The organism is Paraburkholderia xenovorans (assembly GCF_046030735.1).
GTDB lineage: Bacteria > Pseudomonadota > Gammaproteobacteria > Burkholderiales > Burkholderiaceae > Paraburkholderia > Paraburkholderia xenovorans_A.
On sequence record NZ_JAQQBV010000014.1, the window covers coordinates 1 to 16,075 of the forward strand.

Sequence of the window (16,075 nt, forward strand, 5' to 3'; positions counted from 1 at the left end):
CTCATAAAATATCGATATCAATCGATAAATATACGAAATTTTACTTGCCAATCGCGACCTGCGATAGTTGAAGAAATCTTAGGCGAGGGGAGAACCAATGGGATTCACCGCGATTGAAAAAGTACTCGCACGCGCAAGCCGTCAGGCGCAGGCAAGAGCGGGTGACATTGTCTATCCCGACCCGGATATGATCATGGTCCACGACGGGTTGGTGCAACAAAGCAAGCAGGTTCTTGATCGGATCGGCATCGCCCAATTGGCATCGCGTAAGAAAGTGATGATGGTGAGCGACCACGACGTCATCTACGGCAGCGCGCGTGCGGCCGAGCGTGGTGCATTCAACCGGAAGGCGGCGCAAGCGTGGGGTGTCGAGCAATTTTTCGATGTTGGGCAAGGCGGCCACGGACATATCTTCCCGATGGAAGAGGGGCGTGTGCTGCCCGGTATGTTCTATTTCGATAACGATACGCATGCAACGAACGCGGGTGCCGTGGGTGCGTTTGGATTGCGAGTCGGCACGGAAATATCGCGCGTGCTGGCAACGGGAACGACTTGGGTCAAAGTGCCGGAAACTGTGCGCATAGAACTCAAGGGACGATTGCCCGCGCAGGTGCAGGGGCGCGACATCGGCTTTTATCTGGCGCGGAAAGTGAAGTCGGGCCAACTTCCTGTCCAGATGGATTATCGGGTGATCGAGTATTCAGGGGATCTGAATCAGTTCGGACTCGGCGCGCGCGTGGCACTTTGTAGTAGCCCTACTGAAATGCGCGCGGCTGCGGTGTTCTTGCCGCCATCCGAAGCAATACTTGCTTACTGCGAGCAACACGCGAAGCGGGAATTCACACCGATATTTAGCGATCCAGACGCGCACTACGAAGCATGCGGTTCGCTCGAACTCGCATTGATCGAGCCGCAGGTCGTATTGCCGGGCGGCGTAGGCAACTCCGTTGACGTAGGAGAGGTCGCTGGCACCGCGATTGACCACGCGTTTATCGGGTCCTGCGGTTCCGGAATGTACGATGATTTATTAAGCGCGGCGAGCGTGCTGAAAGGGCGACGAGTCGCACCAGGTGTGCGGCTGTTTATTGTCCCAGGTTCCCAGCGGTCGTTGCGCCGGATGACCGACGAGGGTGTGACAAAGATCTTCCTCGACGCCGGAGCGATGCTGCTGCCGCCCGGCTGCGGTCCCTGCAACGACGCCGTGGTGGGCCCTCTCGCCACGGGCGAAGTGTCGATATCGACGGCGACCAATAGCAATACCGGTCGCTTTGGCGCGCGCGATGCGAAGTTGTTTCTCGGCAGTCCGCTGACCGTCGCGGCGTCGGCGGTGGCCGGGACAATTATCGACCCTCGTCAAGTTCCCGCTGATCAGGCGTTGTACGATCAGATGGAGGCGGCGTATGCCTGAGTTCTCATGGGTTCTTCGCGGCCGCTGCTATAAGCTTGGAGATGACGTGCCGCACGCGGACGGGGTGATTCCTGCACGATTCATCATCGATCGCGAAGTCGATCCCGCCATCCTGATTCCACATTTGTTCATCAGCACTGACCCAGGTTTCTCGACTCGCAGTAAGCCGGGAGACATTATTGTGACGGGGCGCAACTTTGGTGTCGGGCCTAAAGCCACCGGCTACATTGCCATGCGTGCGTTGGGATTGGGCCTCCTGTGCGAGTCCATTCCGACCCAGTCGTACCGCGGCGCCGTGAACGCAGGCCTGCCTGTTTTATCGGAGTGTTCTGGTGTGACTGCTCTGTGTGATACCGGCGATGAGCTTGAAGTCAATTTCTATTCGGGCAAATTCGTTAATCACACCCGCAACCTTGAGCGTGATTTTCCGGCGGTACCGGAGGCATTGCGCGATCTGATTGCCCAAGGCGGCAATGATCAGTGGTTGAAGAACTGGTGGGCCAGCACGCAGCGCGCAACCGACTGAACTTTGATTCAGGAGGAGATTTCACTACCTTGCTAACAGGACGGGTCTTCCACATGAACTTCAGGACACTTTCGGTCAGAGCTATGCTCTCGTGGGGATTTGGAACACTGACTATCCTGGCTATGGCTATTTCGATCTTTGCCGTCAATGCGCTCAGCGACGCAAATGATCGATTTTCCAATTATGTTTCGGGTGTTCAGTTACGCGCGCATCTCGTGGAAAAGATACGCACAGCTGCTGATCGACGGGCGATTGCGACGCGCAATCTCGTGCTGTTAGTGAAACCTGCCGATTCGGATATCGAAAAAGCGGCTGTGCTGAAAGCACAGGCAGATGTCCGCGACGCATTACACCAGTTGAACGAGCATATCGCACACGACAGCGACGTCTCCCTCAAGGCGCGAAACCTGGTTGCGAAGATCAATCGCGTCGAAGCTTCATATGGTCCGGTCTCGACGACTATCGCCAACTTTGCCCTCGCCAACAAGCGTGACGAGGCCATCCGGATGATTGACGAGCAGTGTCGCCCTCTCCTCGCCGAGCTGACCAAAGCGACCAACGAATACGCCGAGTCCACGCAAGCTCACGCCAATGCGCAGGCAGCGCAGTCGGAGGCCGAGTTCTCGAACAAACGCACGTTGCTTATCGTTATCGGTTTGATCGCACTCGCAGCAGCGATCGGAATGGCCACGCTGACTATTCGCCGGCTGACGAACGCGCTGGGTGCCGAACCGGCCGCGCTCGGAGAAGTGACGAAACGGGTCGCAAGCGGGGATCTCAATCCCATTAGCGGCGTTGATCTCGCCCCTGGCGGCAGCGTGCTTGCATTGATGGGCGAGATGCAGGGGAGCCTGGTAAAGCTGGTGGGCGAAGTCAGAACGGCCGCCGACGCTATAGCCACCGGGTCCGGCGAGATTGCGTCGGGCAACATCGACCTGTCTTCACGCACCGAGCAGCAAGCGGCCTCATTGCAAGAGACCGCTGCAAGTATGGAGGAGCTGACCTCGACAGTTAGGCAAAACGCAGAAAATGCTGCACAGGCGAGTTCGCTGGCATCGAATGCATCGGAGGTCGCTGCCAGGGGAAGCGGTGTCGTTGGGCGAGTCCTCGACACGATGTCCGACATTAGCGAGAGCTCTGCAAAGATAGCGGATATCACCGGGATTATCGAAGGCATCGCGTTCCAGACCAATATTCTTGCGCTGAACGCGGCAGTCGAAGCCGCTCGTGCGGGTGAACATGGCAGAGGATTCGCCGTCGTCGCGAGCGAAGTGCGTAGTCTCGCGCAACGATCCTCGATTGCGGCGAAGGAGATCAAGGAGCTGATCTCGAACTCAGTGCAGAACATTCGGACCGGATCTGGACTTGCGAGCGAAGCGGGTCAAACCATGTTTGAAGTCACACGTGCTGTCGCGCGCGTGAACGACATCATGGGAGAGATCGCGGCTGCGTCGAGTGAGCAAAGTCGCGGTATCGAACAAGTCAATATCGCAATCACGCAAATGGACGAAGTGACACAGCAAAATGCGGCGTTGGTCGAGCAGGCGACCGCTGCATCGCAATCGCTCGAGGATCAAGGGCGCAAACTGACTAAAGCAGTCGCCACGTTTCGGTTCGGCACCGAATATTCAGCGCCGCATGCCGGCGTTGGTATCTAAGGGGAACCCGGTGGTGGGGCGAGCCTCACCAGTTCACTCTCAGGGCACTCCCCTCGTCGCATGTTGTCTTTTTTCCGCTCCAGCAATCGCCACAACGATGGCGTTCGCATCTCGGCGTTGTCCTCCAACGCGAGAACGTAAGCGGTACCATCCACCTGGAACAGTGCGCCCGATGCGGGCAATGCGCATGCGCTCTCGTTCCTGCACAGGGGTTGAATCGGCTCGTCCGTCTGTGACGGAATATTCGAACTGGTCATATGAGATTCCTGACGTAAAACGCATCGGTTTCCGGCGGCCGGCGATCAATAGCGCACACGCCCGACCAGTGCCCGTGCATCGAGTGCGTGTTGCACGGCGGCGGACGCCGCGCGCGTCGAGGCCGCGGTGAAGCGTTTGTAGAACGCGTGATTCACCGGCCCCACGCCGTGCTCCGCACTGAAACTGCCGCCTGCGCGACGCACGCGTTCATACAACTCGGTGCGCAGCGCAATCTGCTTCAGCGCGCCATACATGCCGAGCACGTCGGGCGGAATCGCGATGATCACGTGACAGCCGCCGTCGCCGAAATGGCCGAATTCGTAGTAGCGCAGTTGCGGGTGCGCGTCGGCCATCCAGCGCGCGGTTTCATCGAGAAACGCCGCGAGCGCGCCACGCGAAAGCGAAACATCGAACGACAGCGGCAACGCATCCGCCGCAACCGCGAGCGGCAGATGATCGCGCAGGCGCCAGAAACGCTCACCCGACGCGATGGCGGCGTCGACGATCACGCCTTCGTCGAGCAGCGCGCCCGTGACTTCGAGCGAACGCGCTTCGAACAACCCGTCGAGGCGCGGCATACCGCTCGCGATTTCGACCAGCGCATAGCACGACACGTCGACGCCGGGAAACGGCGTCTGCGTATCGCCCAACGCGTGCAACGCACATTGCAGCGCGGTCGCGGACATGAACTCATACGCCGACAGCAAATCGCCGAACGCCGCTTCGAAGGCGACCAGCGCGCGCGTCGCCGCGTCGTAAGAGGCAAACGCGAGCAGCACCGAATGCGTGGACTGCTCGATCGGCGCGAGCGCGAACGATACCGCGCTGACGATACCGTTCGCGCCGTTCGCGCCGATGAACATCTGCTTCAGATCGAGCCCCGCGTTGTTCTTGCGTAGCGGCGCGAGCAGATCGAGCACGGTGCCGTGCGCATCGGCCAGCACCGCTTCGATGCCGAGCACGTTGCGACGCACGTCGCCGTATTTGATCAGGCGGCTGCCGCCCGCATTCGCACCGACGAGTCCGCCTGCGCACGGATCGCTGCCGAGATCGATCGGCAGGCACAAGCCGGCTTCGGCGACATGGCGGTTGATCTCCGAAAGCCGGACGCCCGCTTCGACGGTGATGCTGCGATTGACCGGATCGAACGCGCGCACGCGGGTCATCCGCTTGAGCGACACCACGCATTGCGTGCCGCTGCGATCGGGCACCGCCGCGCCGCATAGACCCGTGCGCTCGCCTTGCACGACGAGCGGCATGCGATGCGCGAACGCGGCGCGCGCGAGCGTTGACAGTTCGTCCGTCGAGCGGGGCAACGCGACGACCGCCGCCGTGCCGCCGTGCCGCAGCGTATCGGTTTCGTAGAGGCTGTGATGATCCGCGGCGAGTGCGCAGCCGGCGGGCAGCGCGTTCGCGAACGCATCGCGCGATGAGCGCTCGGCGGAAGGTGCGCCGACGGCGGCGCGTTCGGTTGTGGCGATAGCGGCGTCCATCGCTCAGCCCGCCTGCAACGCGAGACGCTGCAAGCGTCCACGCACGACCACCAGCGCGAAGATCGGCACCACGCCGCCCCACAACGGGCTATGACGCATCGCGATCGACACCGCGAGCGCGGCGGCGGTTACTCCCACCATCACGAGCGACAGCATGCGCGTGCGCGCGGGCTCGGCGCCGATGCGGTCGATGAATCCACTCGACGTGCACAGCGTATTCAGCACACCGACCACCAGCACGCAGACCAGCACGGCGGCCGGCCCGAGCTGTTCGCCCCAGGCTTCGCTCGCCTCGCCGGACACCAGCGCGAGCAATCCGCCGATCAGCAGATACAAATCGACGCCCAGCGCGATGCTGTGCCGCTCGGTGCGCTGCATCAGCCAGACGCCGTGCACGAGCGCGAGCGCCGCGCCGATCACGAACGCGTGGGTCCAGCGCGCGCCGGGATCGCCCGGGCCGAAACGTCCATAGAACAGAAACACGATCACCGGAATGAAATTGACGGCGTGCTTCAGATAATCGGTGAGCCAGTTTTGCGATTTCATGATCGAACCTCCTTGAAGGACGGGAAACAGAGAACGCCGCGTCACGCGTAATGCCAGCGGAACGCACGCGCGGCGAGCAGCAGGAACACGGCCGTGCACGCGCACATCGCGGTGAGTTGCAGCGCGAACTGCGGATACGGCGCACCGTCCACCAGCACGCCGCGCAGTGCGACCGCGAACTGGTTGGTCGGGATCACCTTGAGCGCGTCGCGCAACCACGCGGGCGCGCCGTTCATCGGAATCGTCAGGTCGCTGAAGAAGAGCAGCGGGTAGTAGGTGACGTTGCAGGCGAGCTCCGCGGCCGCGAGCGAGCGGGCGCGGCTCGCGAGCAGCACGCCGAAGCTCAGGATCATCGCCGCGCCGAGCAGCACGACAGGCAGCGCGCGCAAACCGGACGGACTCCACAGCGGCAGCGCGATGCCGAATGCGAAACGTGCGACCATCAGCAGGATGGCCGCGGAGAGCGCCATCATGACCATCCGCGCGACGATCAACGCACCGACGAACATCAGCCGCGACACCGGAAAGCACACGTACAGCTTGAAGGTGTTGCGCTCGCGCAGCGTCGCGATCGCGGCGACCGTCGAATTCAGGCCGATCGCCATGAACGACATGATCAGAATGCCGGTGGCGAAGAACGCGCCGTAGTCGAACGGACGCCGCGTCGGCGCGGTGTTGTCGAAGCGCACCAGATTGCCGGCGGCGATCCCTTGCTGTTCGGCCGCGCAACGCGTCAGCGCCATTTCGATCAGACGCGACGCGGCGCGCGCGCCGAGCGAGCCGTTGAAGTCGTACGCGACGCGCGTCGTGCCGCGCGCATCCGCGGCAAGCCGCACGACGACGCGGTCGTTGGTCGCCTTCGCCGCGCCATCGACGACTTTGGCCTGCACCGTCTCGCTGTGTTCGAGACCTTGCTGCACGGCGGCGCGGCATGCCTGCGCGAAAGGCGTCGCGGGCGTCGCGTCGAACACGATGTCGACGGGGCCGAGCGAGCTCGAGCGGCCGAACGCGAACAGCATCACCGAGAGCAGAAACACCGGAAACACCAGCGTCCAGAACAGCGACGAGCGGCTGCGTACGAAGCCGAGCAGCTCGTTGCGCACGAGAATCGCGAAGACGTTATTCATGAGCTTCTCCTTTCGCGCAGACACGCAGCAGATCGCCATAGCCGCTCGGCGCGAGTTCGACGTGACGGATCGTCTGATCCTGCAGCAGCGCCTGCACGTTGGCGTGCAACGTCGCGTCGCCGAAGGCTTCGATCTGCAACGGCTGGGCGATCCGCACGTCGAGCGCGCAAGGCAGCGCGGCGATCCGCTGACGCAGCGCGAGCGCCTCGCTGTCGGTGCGGCAATGCACGACCGCGCGCGCTTCGCCGACGCGCTCGGCCTTCAGCTTCGCGAGCGAGCCCTGGTAGCGCACGCCGCCGTCGGCGACCCAGATCACGTCGTCGACCGACGCCAGTTCTTCGCCGGAATGGCAGATCATCGCGATGCTCGCCTGCGCGGGGCGCGCGTGCAGCAGATCGATCACGACGCGCGTGTAATGGCGATCGAGCCCGGTGAACGGTTCGTCGAGTACCGCGAGATCGGGCCGGTGCGCGAGCGCGACGTACAGATCGACGCGCTGCCTCTGGCCTTTCGACAGTCCGCGATACGGTTTGCCGACGAGCTCGCGCATGCCGAGCGCCGCGTCCACGTCGGCGTCCTGCACGCGATACAGCGCGCGATGCAGCGCAACGATCTCGTCGACTTTCACGTGATCCGGATACTCGACCTTCTGCAATTGCGCGCCGAGCCGGCGCAGCGCGGCGCGGTCGCGCATGAAGCGTTCGACGGGCGTGCCGAGAATCCGCAGACCTTCGCCCGCGCCGCTTCTAAAGCCGAGCAGCGCTTCGAGCAGCGTGGTCTTGCCCGCGCCGTTCGGGCCGATCACGGCGGTCGCGGCGCCGCGGCGAAAACGCACGCGGCGCGCCTCCAGACTGAAGCCGCCCAGCTTCACGCCGATGCGCGCGGCCGACAGCGCGCAATCGGCATCCCAGTCTTCGCGCACGCGCACGGCGCCGAACAGTTGCGGCCAGTCGAACGCCTGCAACGGGTTCAGCGCGGCGCGCATCGATGTCAATAAGGACTCGCTCATATCTGCCTCGATTCTGTCGTCAGTCGAACATCATGACCTGCACGTCGCGCGGGCCTTTGTACGGATTGCGGCCATGCGCGACGAGCATGTTGTCGACCACCAGCACGTCGCCGGCTTGCCAGCGAAACGCGCGCTCGTGCGTATCGATCGCGTCGTAGACGGCGGTGAGATCGGATGCACTCATCGGCAAGCCGTCGCCGAAGCGGATCTCGTACGGATACGCGAGCCGTTCGCCATACAGGCGCTGCAAATAGCGGAAGCTGAGTTCGCCCATCGAGCGCGCGTTCGGATGCTGCGCGCTCGCCTGGTTGAACCACACGCGCTCGGCGGTGCGCGGATGCGTGTGCAGCGCGGCGCCGGTGTGCGACACGGTCACGCTGCCGTCGGCAAGCCATTCGAAGCCGAGCGCGCGTTCCACACACAACGCTTCGACGTCGACACGCTCGCGGGTAGCGAACGCTTCGTGCCACGGCCGGTGATATTCGGCGAACGGCGTGGCATGAGCGCCGGCTGCGGTCGGGGTCGTGGCCGGAGTTGCGCTCGTCGCGGCCGGCGCGCGGCTGTCCGGCGCGGCGAAGTTGCGGCGGTACATCACGCCGCGCGCGTCGAACTGCGCGCGCACGGCTTGCGGAATCGAGCGGGTGACGGCGCGCATATCGGAAAGCGGCGTCTCGCCGCCCGCCTCGGCGGGCACGCGGCAATAGAACGCGAGCACACGCGGATATGCGGCCATGTACGCCTTTTCCTGATGCAGGCCGATCTTGAACGGCGGGGGCATGCGCGTCGATTCGTACACCGCGCCCGCCACCTGATTGCGCGGCGCGGCGCCGGCGGTATAACCGTGTGCATGCGGCGGATAGAGTTCGCCGAGGCGCGCGAACGACGCGGTGTCGGGCACCTTGAAGCCGCGCCACAGAATTGCGCCGAATTCGTCGAGCAGCGCGTCGATCGCATCGAGCCGCGTGCGATACCACGCGATGAACGCATCGGTCGACGACGCGAGCGCGGGATCGAGCGGGCTTACGCACAGCGGCAACACATGGCCTTCGGGCACGCAGGTGCAGCGCACGTCGAATACGCCGAGCCGTTCGGCCGCGTACGCGAGACGGGCGGCAAGCGCGGCGCCTGTGTCGTGAGCGTTTTGCGCGTCGTCCGCATGCTCCGCGGGCGTCGCGCTTGAGAGGAGCGTGGCGTTCATGGTCGTCACACCAGCGCCGGTTTCTTCAGCAGGATTTCGAAGCCGAGCGCGCCGAGTCCCACGCTCGGGCTATAGATCGTCGCGTACGGCGTGAGGCCCGCTTCCTCGACGAGCGCATGCGCTTCGTCGAGCGTGATCTTTTCTTCGACGTGGCTCGGCGGATAGTTCGCTTCGGCGCGCATCGCGGTGAAGCGGTCGAGCAGCGTTTGCGGCGCGTCGCGGCGCATGTCGTGCACCAGCGCGACGCCGCCCGCTTCGATCACGCGGAACATTTCGGTGAGGCTCTTTGCCTTGTCCGGCAGATGGTGCAGCGTCGCGCGGCCCACCGCCATCGTCAGGCTGTTGTCGGCGAACGGCAGATCGAGCGCGTCGCCCACCTGCATGTCGATGCGCTCGGCGAGACCGAGTTCGAGGATGCGCGGCATCCCTTCTTCGAGCATCGTCGGGTCGAGATCGACGCCGATGAAGCGCCAGCCCGCCATCGACGGATCGACGCCGAGGCGCACCGGCACGACGCCGGTCGCGGTGCCGATATCGGCGAGCGAACCGGGTTGCATGTCGCGCGCGATCTGGCGGATCCGGCTGATGAACAGCAGATCCCAGGGTTCGAGGGTTTCGGTGGCGAAGCGGTCGTAGTCGTTGGCGGGACGCAGGTTCTTGAGCAGCATGTCTATCTCCAGTGAGGTTGAACGGCGATACACGACTCTTGATGTCGAAGTCTCGATGTCAAAGCCAGCCGACCGGGACGGCGGCGAGCAGCTTGCGGGCGGTGGCGCTGTTCACGCCGAACGCGGGACGGCGGCGACGTTCGACCGCATGCGCGGCCATGGCCGCGATGCGCGCGGCGAGACCGACGCCGACGCCCCATGACGGCGCGTCGACGCCCAGTTCGAGCAGCGCGGCGGCGGTGAGGAAGTCGATATTCGGATTGAGGCCTTTGCGCTCGTGCGCGCGGGCGCAGCACGCGTCGAACAGGCGCAGATACGGGCCGTCGAAACCCCACGCCGCGAACAGCTTGCGCATGTGCGGCGGACGTGGATCGGCGACGAACAGCGGATGCCCGAAGCCGAACAGCAACGCGCCGTCGGCGTCGAAAATCCGATCGACGGCGGCTGCGCCGGCAGCGTGCAATGCGTCGGGCGAGGTAAGCGTGTCCGGATCGAGCGACGCGGCGAGCGCCTTGAGCCACGTCATCGCTTCGAGCGCCGCGCCGACGTGCGACGGACCGCTCGCCATGAAGCCGGCGGCGATTGCCTGCGTGAGCGTGACGCCGGTACCGATCGCCACGCGCGGCGCCAGCACGGTCGGTGTGATGTAACCGAAACCCGCGTGCCACGCGACCAGCAGCGCGTCCATCGCCTGCCGCGCGACGGGGTCGCGGCGGCGCGCACCGGTCAGCGCGAGCATCCGCTGTGCGTGCGAGGTGACGGGGTGGGCGTTTGCGTTGCCGCCGCCACCGGCATCTGCATCGGCATCGCCACGAAACTCCGGCGTGCGCGCGGCGATCGCCGCCTGCATCAACGCGGGCGCGGCCGCCAGACACACCAGCAGCGTGTCGAGGTCGGCATCGTCGAGCGGGGCGCCTTCGGTGCGTGCGAGTGCGTCGTCGAACCCACGCAGAAAGCCGCTCGCCGCGGCGAACACCATTTCGACGCCGGCGCTGCCCATCTGCGCGGCGATCTGCTGGGCTGCCGTGCCGCCCGGGAACGCGGCGGCCAGCGCGGCGAGCCGGGCGTGGATTTGCGCTTCGCGGGCGTCGTTCGCTTCGTTGTCGTGCCACAGATACGTGAGCGCGCCTTCGAACGTCATGCTGCCGATCAGTTCGGTGAGGTCACGGTCACGCACCCACAGACCTTCGGGCGCGAGCGATGCGCCGTCGATGTCGGTGCCGCGATGGCGCGTCGCGGGACGCGCGAGAAAATTGCGCGGCGCGTCGGCCTGGGGTGAAGCAGGTGAAGCAGGTAAAGCGGGAGCAGAAGGAGCGGACCCGGCCGGCGGCGCTGCTTCGAGGAGAACGGTGTCCATGTCATTCCACCTGCGCGAGTTCTTCGCGGCTGACGCTGCACGCCGCGTGTCCGATCGACGCAATCGCCCGTTCATGCTGTTCGACGAGCGGCAGCACATTGGCGAAGTAATAGCGCGCGCTCTTCAGCTTGCCGCGATAGAACGCGGCTTCGGCGGGGTCGTTCTCGACGTCCGTATCGGCGAGACGGCGCGCAGCGATCGTGGCCGATTCGAGCAGCACCCACGCGGACGTGACGAGCCCGAACATTTCCAGAAAGCGTGTGTAGAACTGGCTGCTGCGATGCGTGTGGCCGTCCTGCACCTCGGCGGCGATGTGGTCGAGCGCGGCTTCGATCAGATCGGCCGCGCGGCGCAACTGGTCGAAGTACGGGCGCAGGTCGGTGTCGGTGCCGCTTGCGTTCTGCGTGTCGAGAAACGCGTCGAGCTCTTCACGGTAATAGCGCATGAGCCGCGAATTACGTCCGAAGCCGAGCTTGTCGCGCACCAGATCCTGCGCCTGGATATAGTTGGTGCCTTCCCAGATCGACAGGATTTTCACGTCGCGCGCATTCTGCTCGACCGGGCTCGCGTCGGTATAGCCGAGTCCGCCGTGCACCTGAATCGCGGTTTCGCAGATGCGCCATGCCTGATCCGAAATAAACGCCTTGCACACCGGCGTCAGCAGCAATTGCAGCTTGCGATGCTTTTCGATGTCGGCGGCGTCGGCGCCCGGTGTGTGTTCGAGAATCGATGCATGGGTCGCGGTCGCGGCGAGCTTGCCGAGCAACCCGCGGCAACCGTCGACACGGCTCTTCATGTCGAGCAGCATGCGCTGCACGTCCGCATGTTCGATGATCGCGACACGCGCCGCGCTGGTGTTCGACGCGCGCTCGATCGGGCGGCCCTGCATGCGCTTCGCCGCATACTCGACCGCATGCAGATAGGCGCTCGACGCTACCCCCACCCCGAACATGCCGGTGCTCATGCGCGCCTGGTTCATCAGTGGCATCAGTTGCAGCAGGCCCACGTTGCGGCGTCCGCCGAGCAGCCAGCCGCGAGTCTTCTGGCCGTCCTTGCCGGCGCCGAACTTCAGATGCGTATTCGCGCAGCCCTTCAGTCCCATCTTGCGCGGCAGGCCGATACATTCGACGTGGTTCGGTTCGAGTTCGCCGGTTTCGTCGTCGGGCCAGTAGCGCGGCACCACGAGACACGACAGCGAGAACGAATCGGGCGACGCAGTATCGATGCGGCCCAGTACGAAATACAGCGTGTTTTCAGTGAGTTCGTGCATGCCCGCCGAGATGTAGATCTTCTCGCCGCTGATCGCGTACACGTCGCCGTCGAGCGGTTCGGCGCGCAGCGCGACGGCGGTCAGATCGGTGCCGGCCTGCGGCTCGGTCGCGCAAAAACACGCGTCCCACCGATAGCTTTCGAGCGGCGCGATGAAGCGCTTCTGCAACGGCGTGCCGTGCATCTGCAGCAACTTGACGGCCGGCCGCGTAAAGCCGCCATAAGTCATGAACGACGGATTCGCGCCCATGAACATCTCGTAGATCATCTGCGTGAGGATCGGCGGCAAGCCGTGCTCGGTGCCGAACAGCGTGTTCGACCATTCGTCACGAAAGCGCGCCCACAGCGCGTGAAAGTGCGACGGAATCCGCACCTGGCCGTCGTCGAGAAGCTGGCAGCCTTCGAGATCGGCGGCCTGGTAGCTGCGGCCGAGTTCGAGCGCGAAATCGCGCGCGCGGACCAGCAGGTCGTCGAAATAGGCGCGGTCGTGCACGCTGTACGGCCCCGCGCCGAGAAAGCGGCGGTCCGCTTCGAACAGTTCCCACAGAAAGAAGCGCAGTTCGCGCAACGACACTTTATAGGCGCTCATCGCGTCTCCCCGTCGAGTTGTTCGGCGGTGGCGAAGCCGCCGCGCAGTTCGAGCACCGCGGCGGCGGCCGCGCCGTGCAGGGCCGCGTCCCACACCAGCGCAACGCGGGTTTCGCCGGCCTCGAGCGACGCGGCGAGGCGGATCATCGAGGCCGCCGAATCCGCCGACGACCAGTGCCCGGTGGTTTCGTGCTGCACGCGCGCGCCGACCGGAATCGCCGCGCAATCCGCGACGCGCGATGCGAACGACGCGTCGAAGCCGGCCGGCACGCACCAGTCGATGCGCTCGGGCGCGCGGCCCGCGGCGTCGAGCGCGCGGTGCAGGGTGCGCGCGGCGAGCGGCGCCAGCGCATCGCGCACCGCTTCCGGCGATTCGCCCCACGGATCGCGAATCGCGTCGCCGAACTCCATCACGACCGACGAAACCGTGCCCCAGCAGGTCGCGTCGACGCGATCCGGATCCGGCGCGCGGCTCACCAGTAGCGCAGCGGCAGCGTCGCCGAAGCCGACCAGGTCGCCGAACTGGCGGAAGAACGGATAGAGCCATTTGTCGCTCAGCACCACCAGCGCCTGATCGTCGGGGCCGAGCATCCCGTCGAGCAACAGCAGCGCCGAGTACCAGCCGAGCGTGCCGTTCTGGCCGAGCGCAAACGGCACCGAATGATTCAAGCCGAGTTCGTACTGCACGCGGCCTACCACCGAATCGCCGATCTTCTCGTTGAGCGACGAGCTGGCGATCACCACATGGGTCGTGCGAGCGAGCCGCTCGGAGCCCATCTGGTCGCGCAGATCGAGCGCGGCATCCACCGCGAGATCGGACAGGCTCTGCCCCGGCGGTGCGACGCGTAACGACGCGAGGCCGGTCGGCGCGAGACGCGCCGCTTCGTCGGCACTGAGCTTGCCCTCGCCGCGCGGCCGCGCGAAGCGTGCCTGCGGCAGCAGCAGATGACGGTAGCCGGAGTGGCGCTCTTCGGCCTGGATCGCGTTGAAGGGCTGCGCGGACGGCATCACGATCGTGCCGCCGGACAGTGTGAGCGTGCCGGCATCGACGCTCGCGCGGCGCGCCGCTTGCGACGACGGCGTGGTTTGCGCGGGCGGCGTCGCCGGTGCTCGCTGAGCCATCGGCGGTGCGGTGAGCGCGGCGACGGTCGCCGCCGCTTCGGCGCTACTGTCGTGCACGGGTAGATCGAGCGTCAGGTGGGTCATGCGACTGTCTCCTCGGTATTGGCTTCGGTCTGCGGACGAGCTTGCGATGCGACGGGGGACGCGGCCGGCAGCGGGATGCCGGGCAGTACGGCTGGCAGCACGCCGGGCAGCACGCGCACGGCGGCGTCGCTCGCGTGAGCGGCGGCGCGGGGCGCGTCGGCGAGCGCGACAAACGCGTCGGCATGCAGCGCCTTCAGCGCGGGGCGGTCGATCTTGCCGTTCGGATTGCGCGGCAGCGACGCCTGCACGTCGACGATGAGCGGCGCCATATAAGTGGGCAGCGCTTCGCGGCAAATGCGCGCGATGTCGGTGCGGCAACTTTCTTCGTCGAGCGAACTGACCACGCACGCGACGATCGCCTGCCCGAGCGCCGGATGCGGCACGCCGAACACTGCGGCTTCGCGCACGTGCGGACGGGCGAACAGCACGTCTTCGACTTCAGTCGGGCTCACGCGGTAGCCGGAGGTCTTGATCATGTCGTCGCCGCGCGCGACGAAGTACAGGTAGCCTTCTGCGTCGCGCCGTACGATGTCGCCCGACCACACGGCGACGCCCGGACGCGGAATCTGCCGGTGCGTGTTCGGCAGCGGCCGGAAGCGCTGCGCGGTGAGTTGCGGCTGGTTCCAGTAGCCGAGCGTGACAAACGAGCCGCGATGCACGAGTTCGCCCGGTTCGTCGACATCGCATTCCGAGCCGTCCGCGCGCAGCACCAGCACCTCGGCGTTCGGCACCGCCTTGCCGATCGACGTGGGGCGCGTCTTCACGTCTTCGGGGGCGAGCCAGGTCGAGCGGAACGCCTCGGTGAGTCCGTACATCAGATAGGGATCGGCGTTCACGTACAGGTCCTGCAGACGTTCCAGCAGCGGCGTCGCGAGATGGCCGCCGGTATTCGCGAAGCGGCGGATCCGCGAGCGGCTCGTGTCGCTCCATTGCACCGCCGCGAGCTGCATCCACAGCGGCGGCACGCCGGTGATCGACGTGACGTTGCGCGCGTCGCAGTAGCGCGGCACTTCGCTTGCCTGCATGAAGTCGAGCGGCGCGTAGCAGGCGCCCGCGACCAGCGCGCTGGTGAGCTGGCTCAGGCCGGCGTCGAAACTGAGCGGCAGCACCCCGAGGATCACGTCGCTCGAATGCAGACGCTGATACGCGGCGACGCTCTGCGCGCCGGACACCAGATTGCGCTGCGTGACGACGACGCCCTTCGGCGCGCCGGTCGAACCCGACGTGTAGAGGATCGCGGCGGGATCGTCGTCGACCGCGGTGAGCGCGGCGAGTGCGACGTCGGCGTTCGTGCCGGGCAGATCCGGCACCGTGCCGAGGCGCACGTGGACGACTTCGGCGAGCGCTTCGGTGAGCAGCACGCCGCCCGCGCCCATCGCATCGTGCACCTCGGCCATGCGCTTCAGACGCTGCACGCCGGTGATGAACAGCCTGGCGCCGCTGTCGCGCAGAATATGCAGCACCTGCGCTTCCTTCAACTGCGGATTGACCGGTACGAAAATCGCGCCGAGCGCGTTGATCGCGAGCAGCGACACTACGGTTTCATATTGCTTCGGCGCATACACGGCGACGCGGTCGCCGCGCGCTACGCCGTGTTCGCGCAGTGCGACGCACGCGCAGCGCACCGCATAGGCGAGTTGCGCGTATGCGACCTCGCGGCGCGCGTCGGCATACGCGAGATGGTGGGGCCAGCGCCGCGCGCCGTCTTCGAGGACGTCGGCAATCCGGATGAGAGCGTTCATGATCGTTCCTTGTCGAAGAGCC

The 16,075-nt window shown here is 65.4% G+C and carries 12 protein-coding genes and 1 pseudogene; 3 read left to right on the top strand and 10 right to left on the bottom strand.

Annotation, left to right across the window (positions count from 1 at the left end):
• The first annotated feature begins 97 nt into the window (after nt 1–97).
• Genes PQQ51_RS15465 through PQQ51_RS15475 form a run of 3 tightly spaced genes read left to right on the top strand, consistent with a single transcriptional unit; the run spans nt 98 to nt 3,592 of the window.
• Nucleotides 98–1,408, top strand: coding sequence for a 3-isopropylmalate dehydratase large subunit (locus PQQ51_RS15465; RefSeq protein ID WP_408497662.1), 1,311 nt, complete (start codon nt 98–100; stop codon nt 1,406–1,408).
• Nucleotides 1,401–1,934 carry a 3-isopropylmalate dehydratase small subunit gene (locus PQQ51_RS15470; RefSeq protein ID WP_408497663.1) on the top strand — a complete coding sequence of 178 codons (534 nt, stop codon included), beginning with the start codon at nt 1,401–1,403 and terminating at the stop codon, nt 1,932–1,934. Before PQQ51_RS15465 ends, PQQ51_RS15470 begins: the two co-directional genes overlap by 8 nt.
• A 53-nt stretch (nt 1,935–1,987) precedes the next feature.
• The gene (locus PQQ51_RS15475; RefSeq protein WP_408497841.1) at nt 1,988–3,592 is read left to right on the top strand and encodes a methyl-accepting chemotaxis protein; all 1,605 of its coding nucleotides are present in this window, start codon (nt 1,988–1,990) and stop codon (nt 3,590–3,592) included.
• Between the two features lie 302 nt (nt 3,593–3,894).
• On the opposite strand, the gene PQQ51_RS15480 is transcribed toward PQQ51_RS15475, so the two are convergent.
• The 10 genes and pseudogenes from PQQ51_RS15480 to PQQ51_RS15525 all read right to left on the bottom strand — a co-directional run.
• Nucleotides 3,895–5,343: an FAD-binding oxidoreductase gene (locus tag PQQ51_RS15480; protein WP_408497665.1), complete on the bottom strand. Its 1,449-nt coding sequence runs from the start codon at nt 5,341–5,343 to the stop codon at nt 3,895–3,897.
• A 3-nt stretch (nt 5,344–5,346) separates the two neighbouring features.
• Nucleotides 5,347–5,889, bottom strand: coding sequence for a permease (locus tag PQQ51_RS15485; RefSeq protein WP_408497666.1), 543 nt, complete (start codon nt 5,887–5,889; stop codon nt 5,347–5,349).
• Between the two features lie 41 nt (nt 5,890–5,930).
• A complete protein-coding gene (locus PQQ51_RS15490) occupies nt 5,931–7,016 on the bottom strand; it encodes an ABC transporter permease (RefSeq protein WP_408497667.1) in 1,086 nt (361 codons plus the stop codon).
• On the bottom strand, nt 7,009–8,025 hold the full coding sequence (locus tag PQQ51_RS15495) for an ATP-binding cassette domain-containing protein (protein WP_408497668.1): 1,017 nt from the start codon (nt 8,023–8,025) through the stop codon (nt 7,009–7,011). The genes PQQ51_RS15490 and PQQ51_RS15495 overlap by 8 nt, the downstream gene beginning before the upstream one ends.
• Nucleotides 8,026–8,044: 19 nt before the next feature.
• Nucleotides 8,045–9,223: a TauD/TfdA family dioxygenase gene (locus tag PQQ51_RS15500; protein ID WP_408497669.1), complete on the bottom strand. Its 1,179-nt coding sequence runs from the start codon at nt 9,221–9,223 to the stop codon at nt 8,045–8,047.
• 5 nt (nt 9,224–9,228) lie between these two features.
• On the bottom strand, nt 9,229–9,891 hold the full coding sequence (locus tag PQQ51_RS15505) for a class I SAM-dependent methyltransferase (RefSeq protein ID WP_408497670.1): 663 nt from the start codon (nt 9,889–9,891) through the stop codon (nt 9,229–9,231).
• A gap of 58 nt (nt 9,892–9,949) precedes the next feature.
• Nucleotides 9,950–11,248 carry a citrate/2-methylcitrate synthase gene (locus PQQ51_RS15510; RefSeq protein WP_408497671.1) on the bottom strand — a complete coding sequence of 433 codons (1,299 nt, stop codon included), beginning with the start codon at nt 11,246–11,248 and terminating at the stop codon, nt 9,950–9,952.
• Between the two features lies 1 nt (nt 11,249).
• Nucleotides 11,250–13,106, bottom strand: a complete 1,857-nt coding sequence (locus tag PQQ51_RS15515; protein WP_408497672.1) for an acyl-CoA dehydrogenase family protein — start codon at nt 13,104–13,106, stop codon at nt 11,250–11,252.
• Nucleotides 13,103–14,311 carry a hypothetical protein gene (locus tag PQQ51_RS15520; RefSeq protein ID WP_408497673.1) on the bottom strand — a complete coding sequence of 403 codons (1,209 nt, stop codon included), beginning with the start codon at nt 14,309–14,311 and terminating at the stop codon, nt 13,103–13,105. The genes PQQ51_RS15515 and PQQ51_RS15520 overlap by 4 nt, the downstream gene beginning before the upstream one ends.
• A 137-nt stretch (nt 14,312–14,448) precedes the next feature.
• Nucleotides 14,449–16,053, bottom strand: a pseudogene (locus PQQ51_RS15525) (acyl-CoA ligase (AMP-forming), exosortase A system-associated); the annotation flags it as partial.
• Nucleotides 16,054–16,075 lie beyond the last annotated feature (22 nt).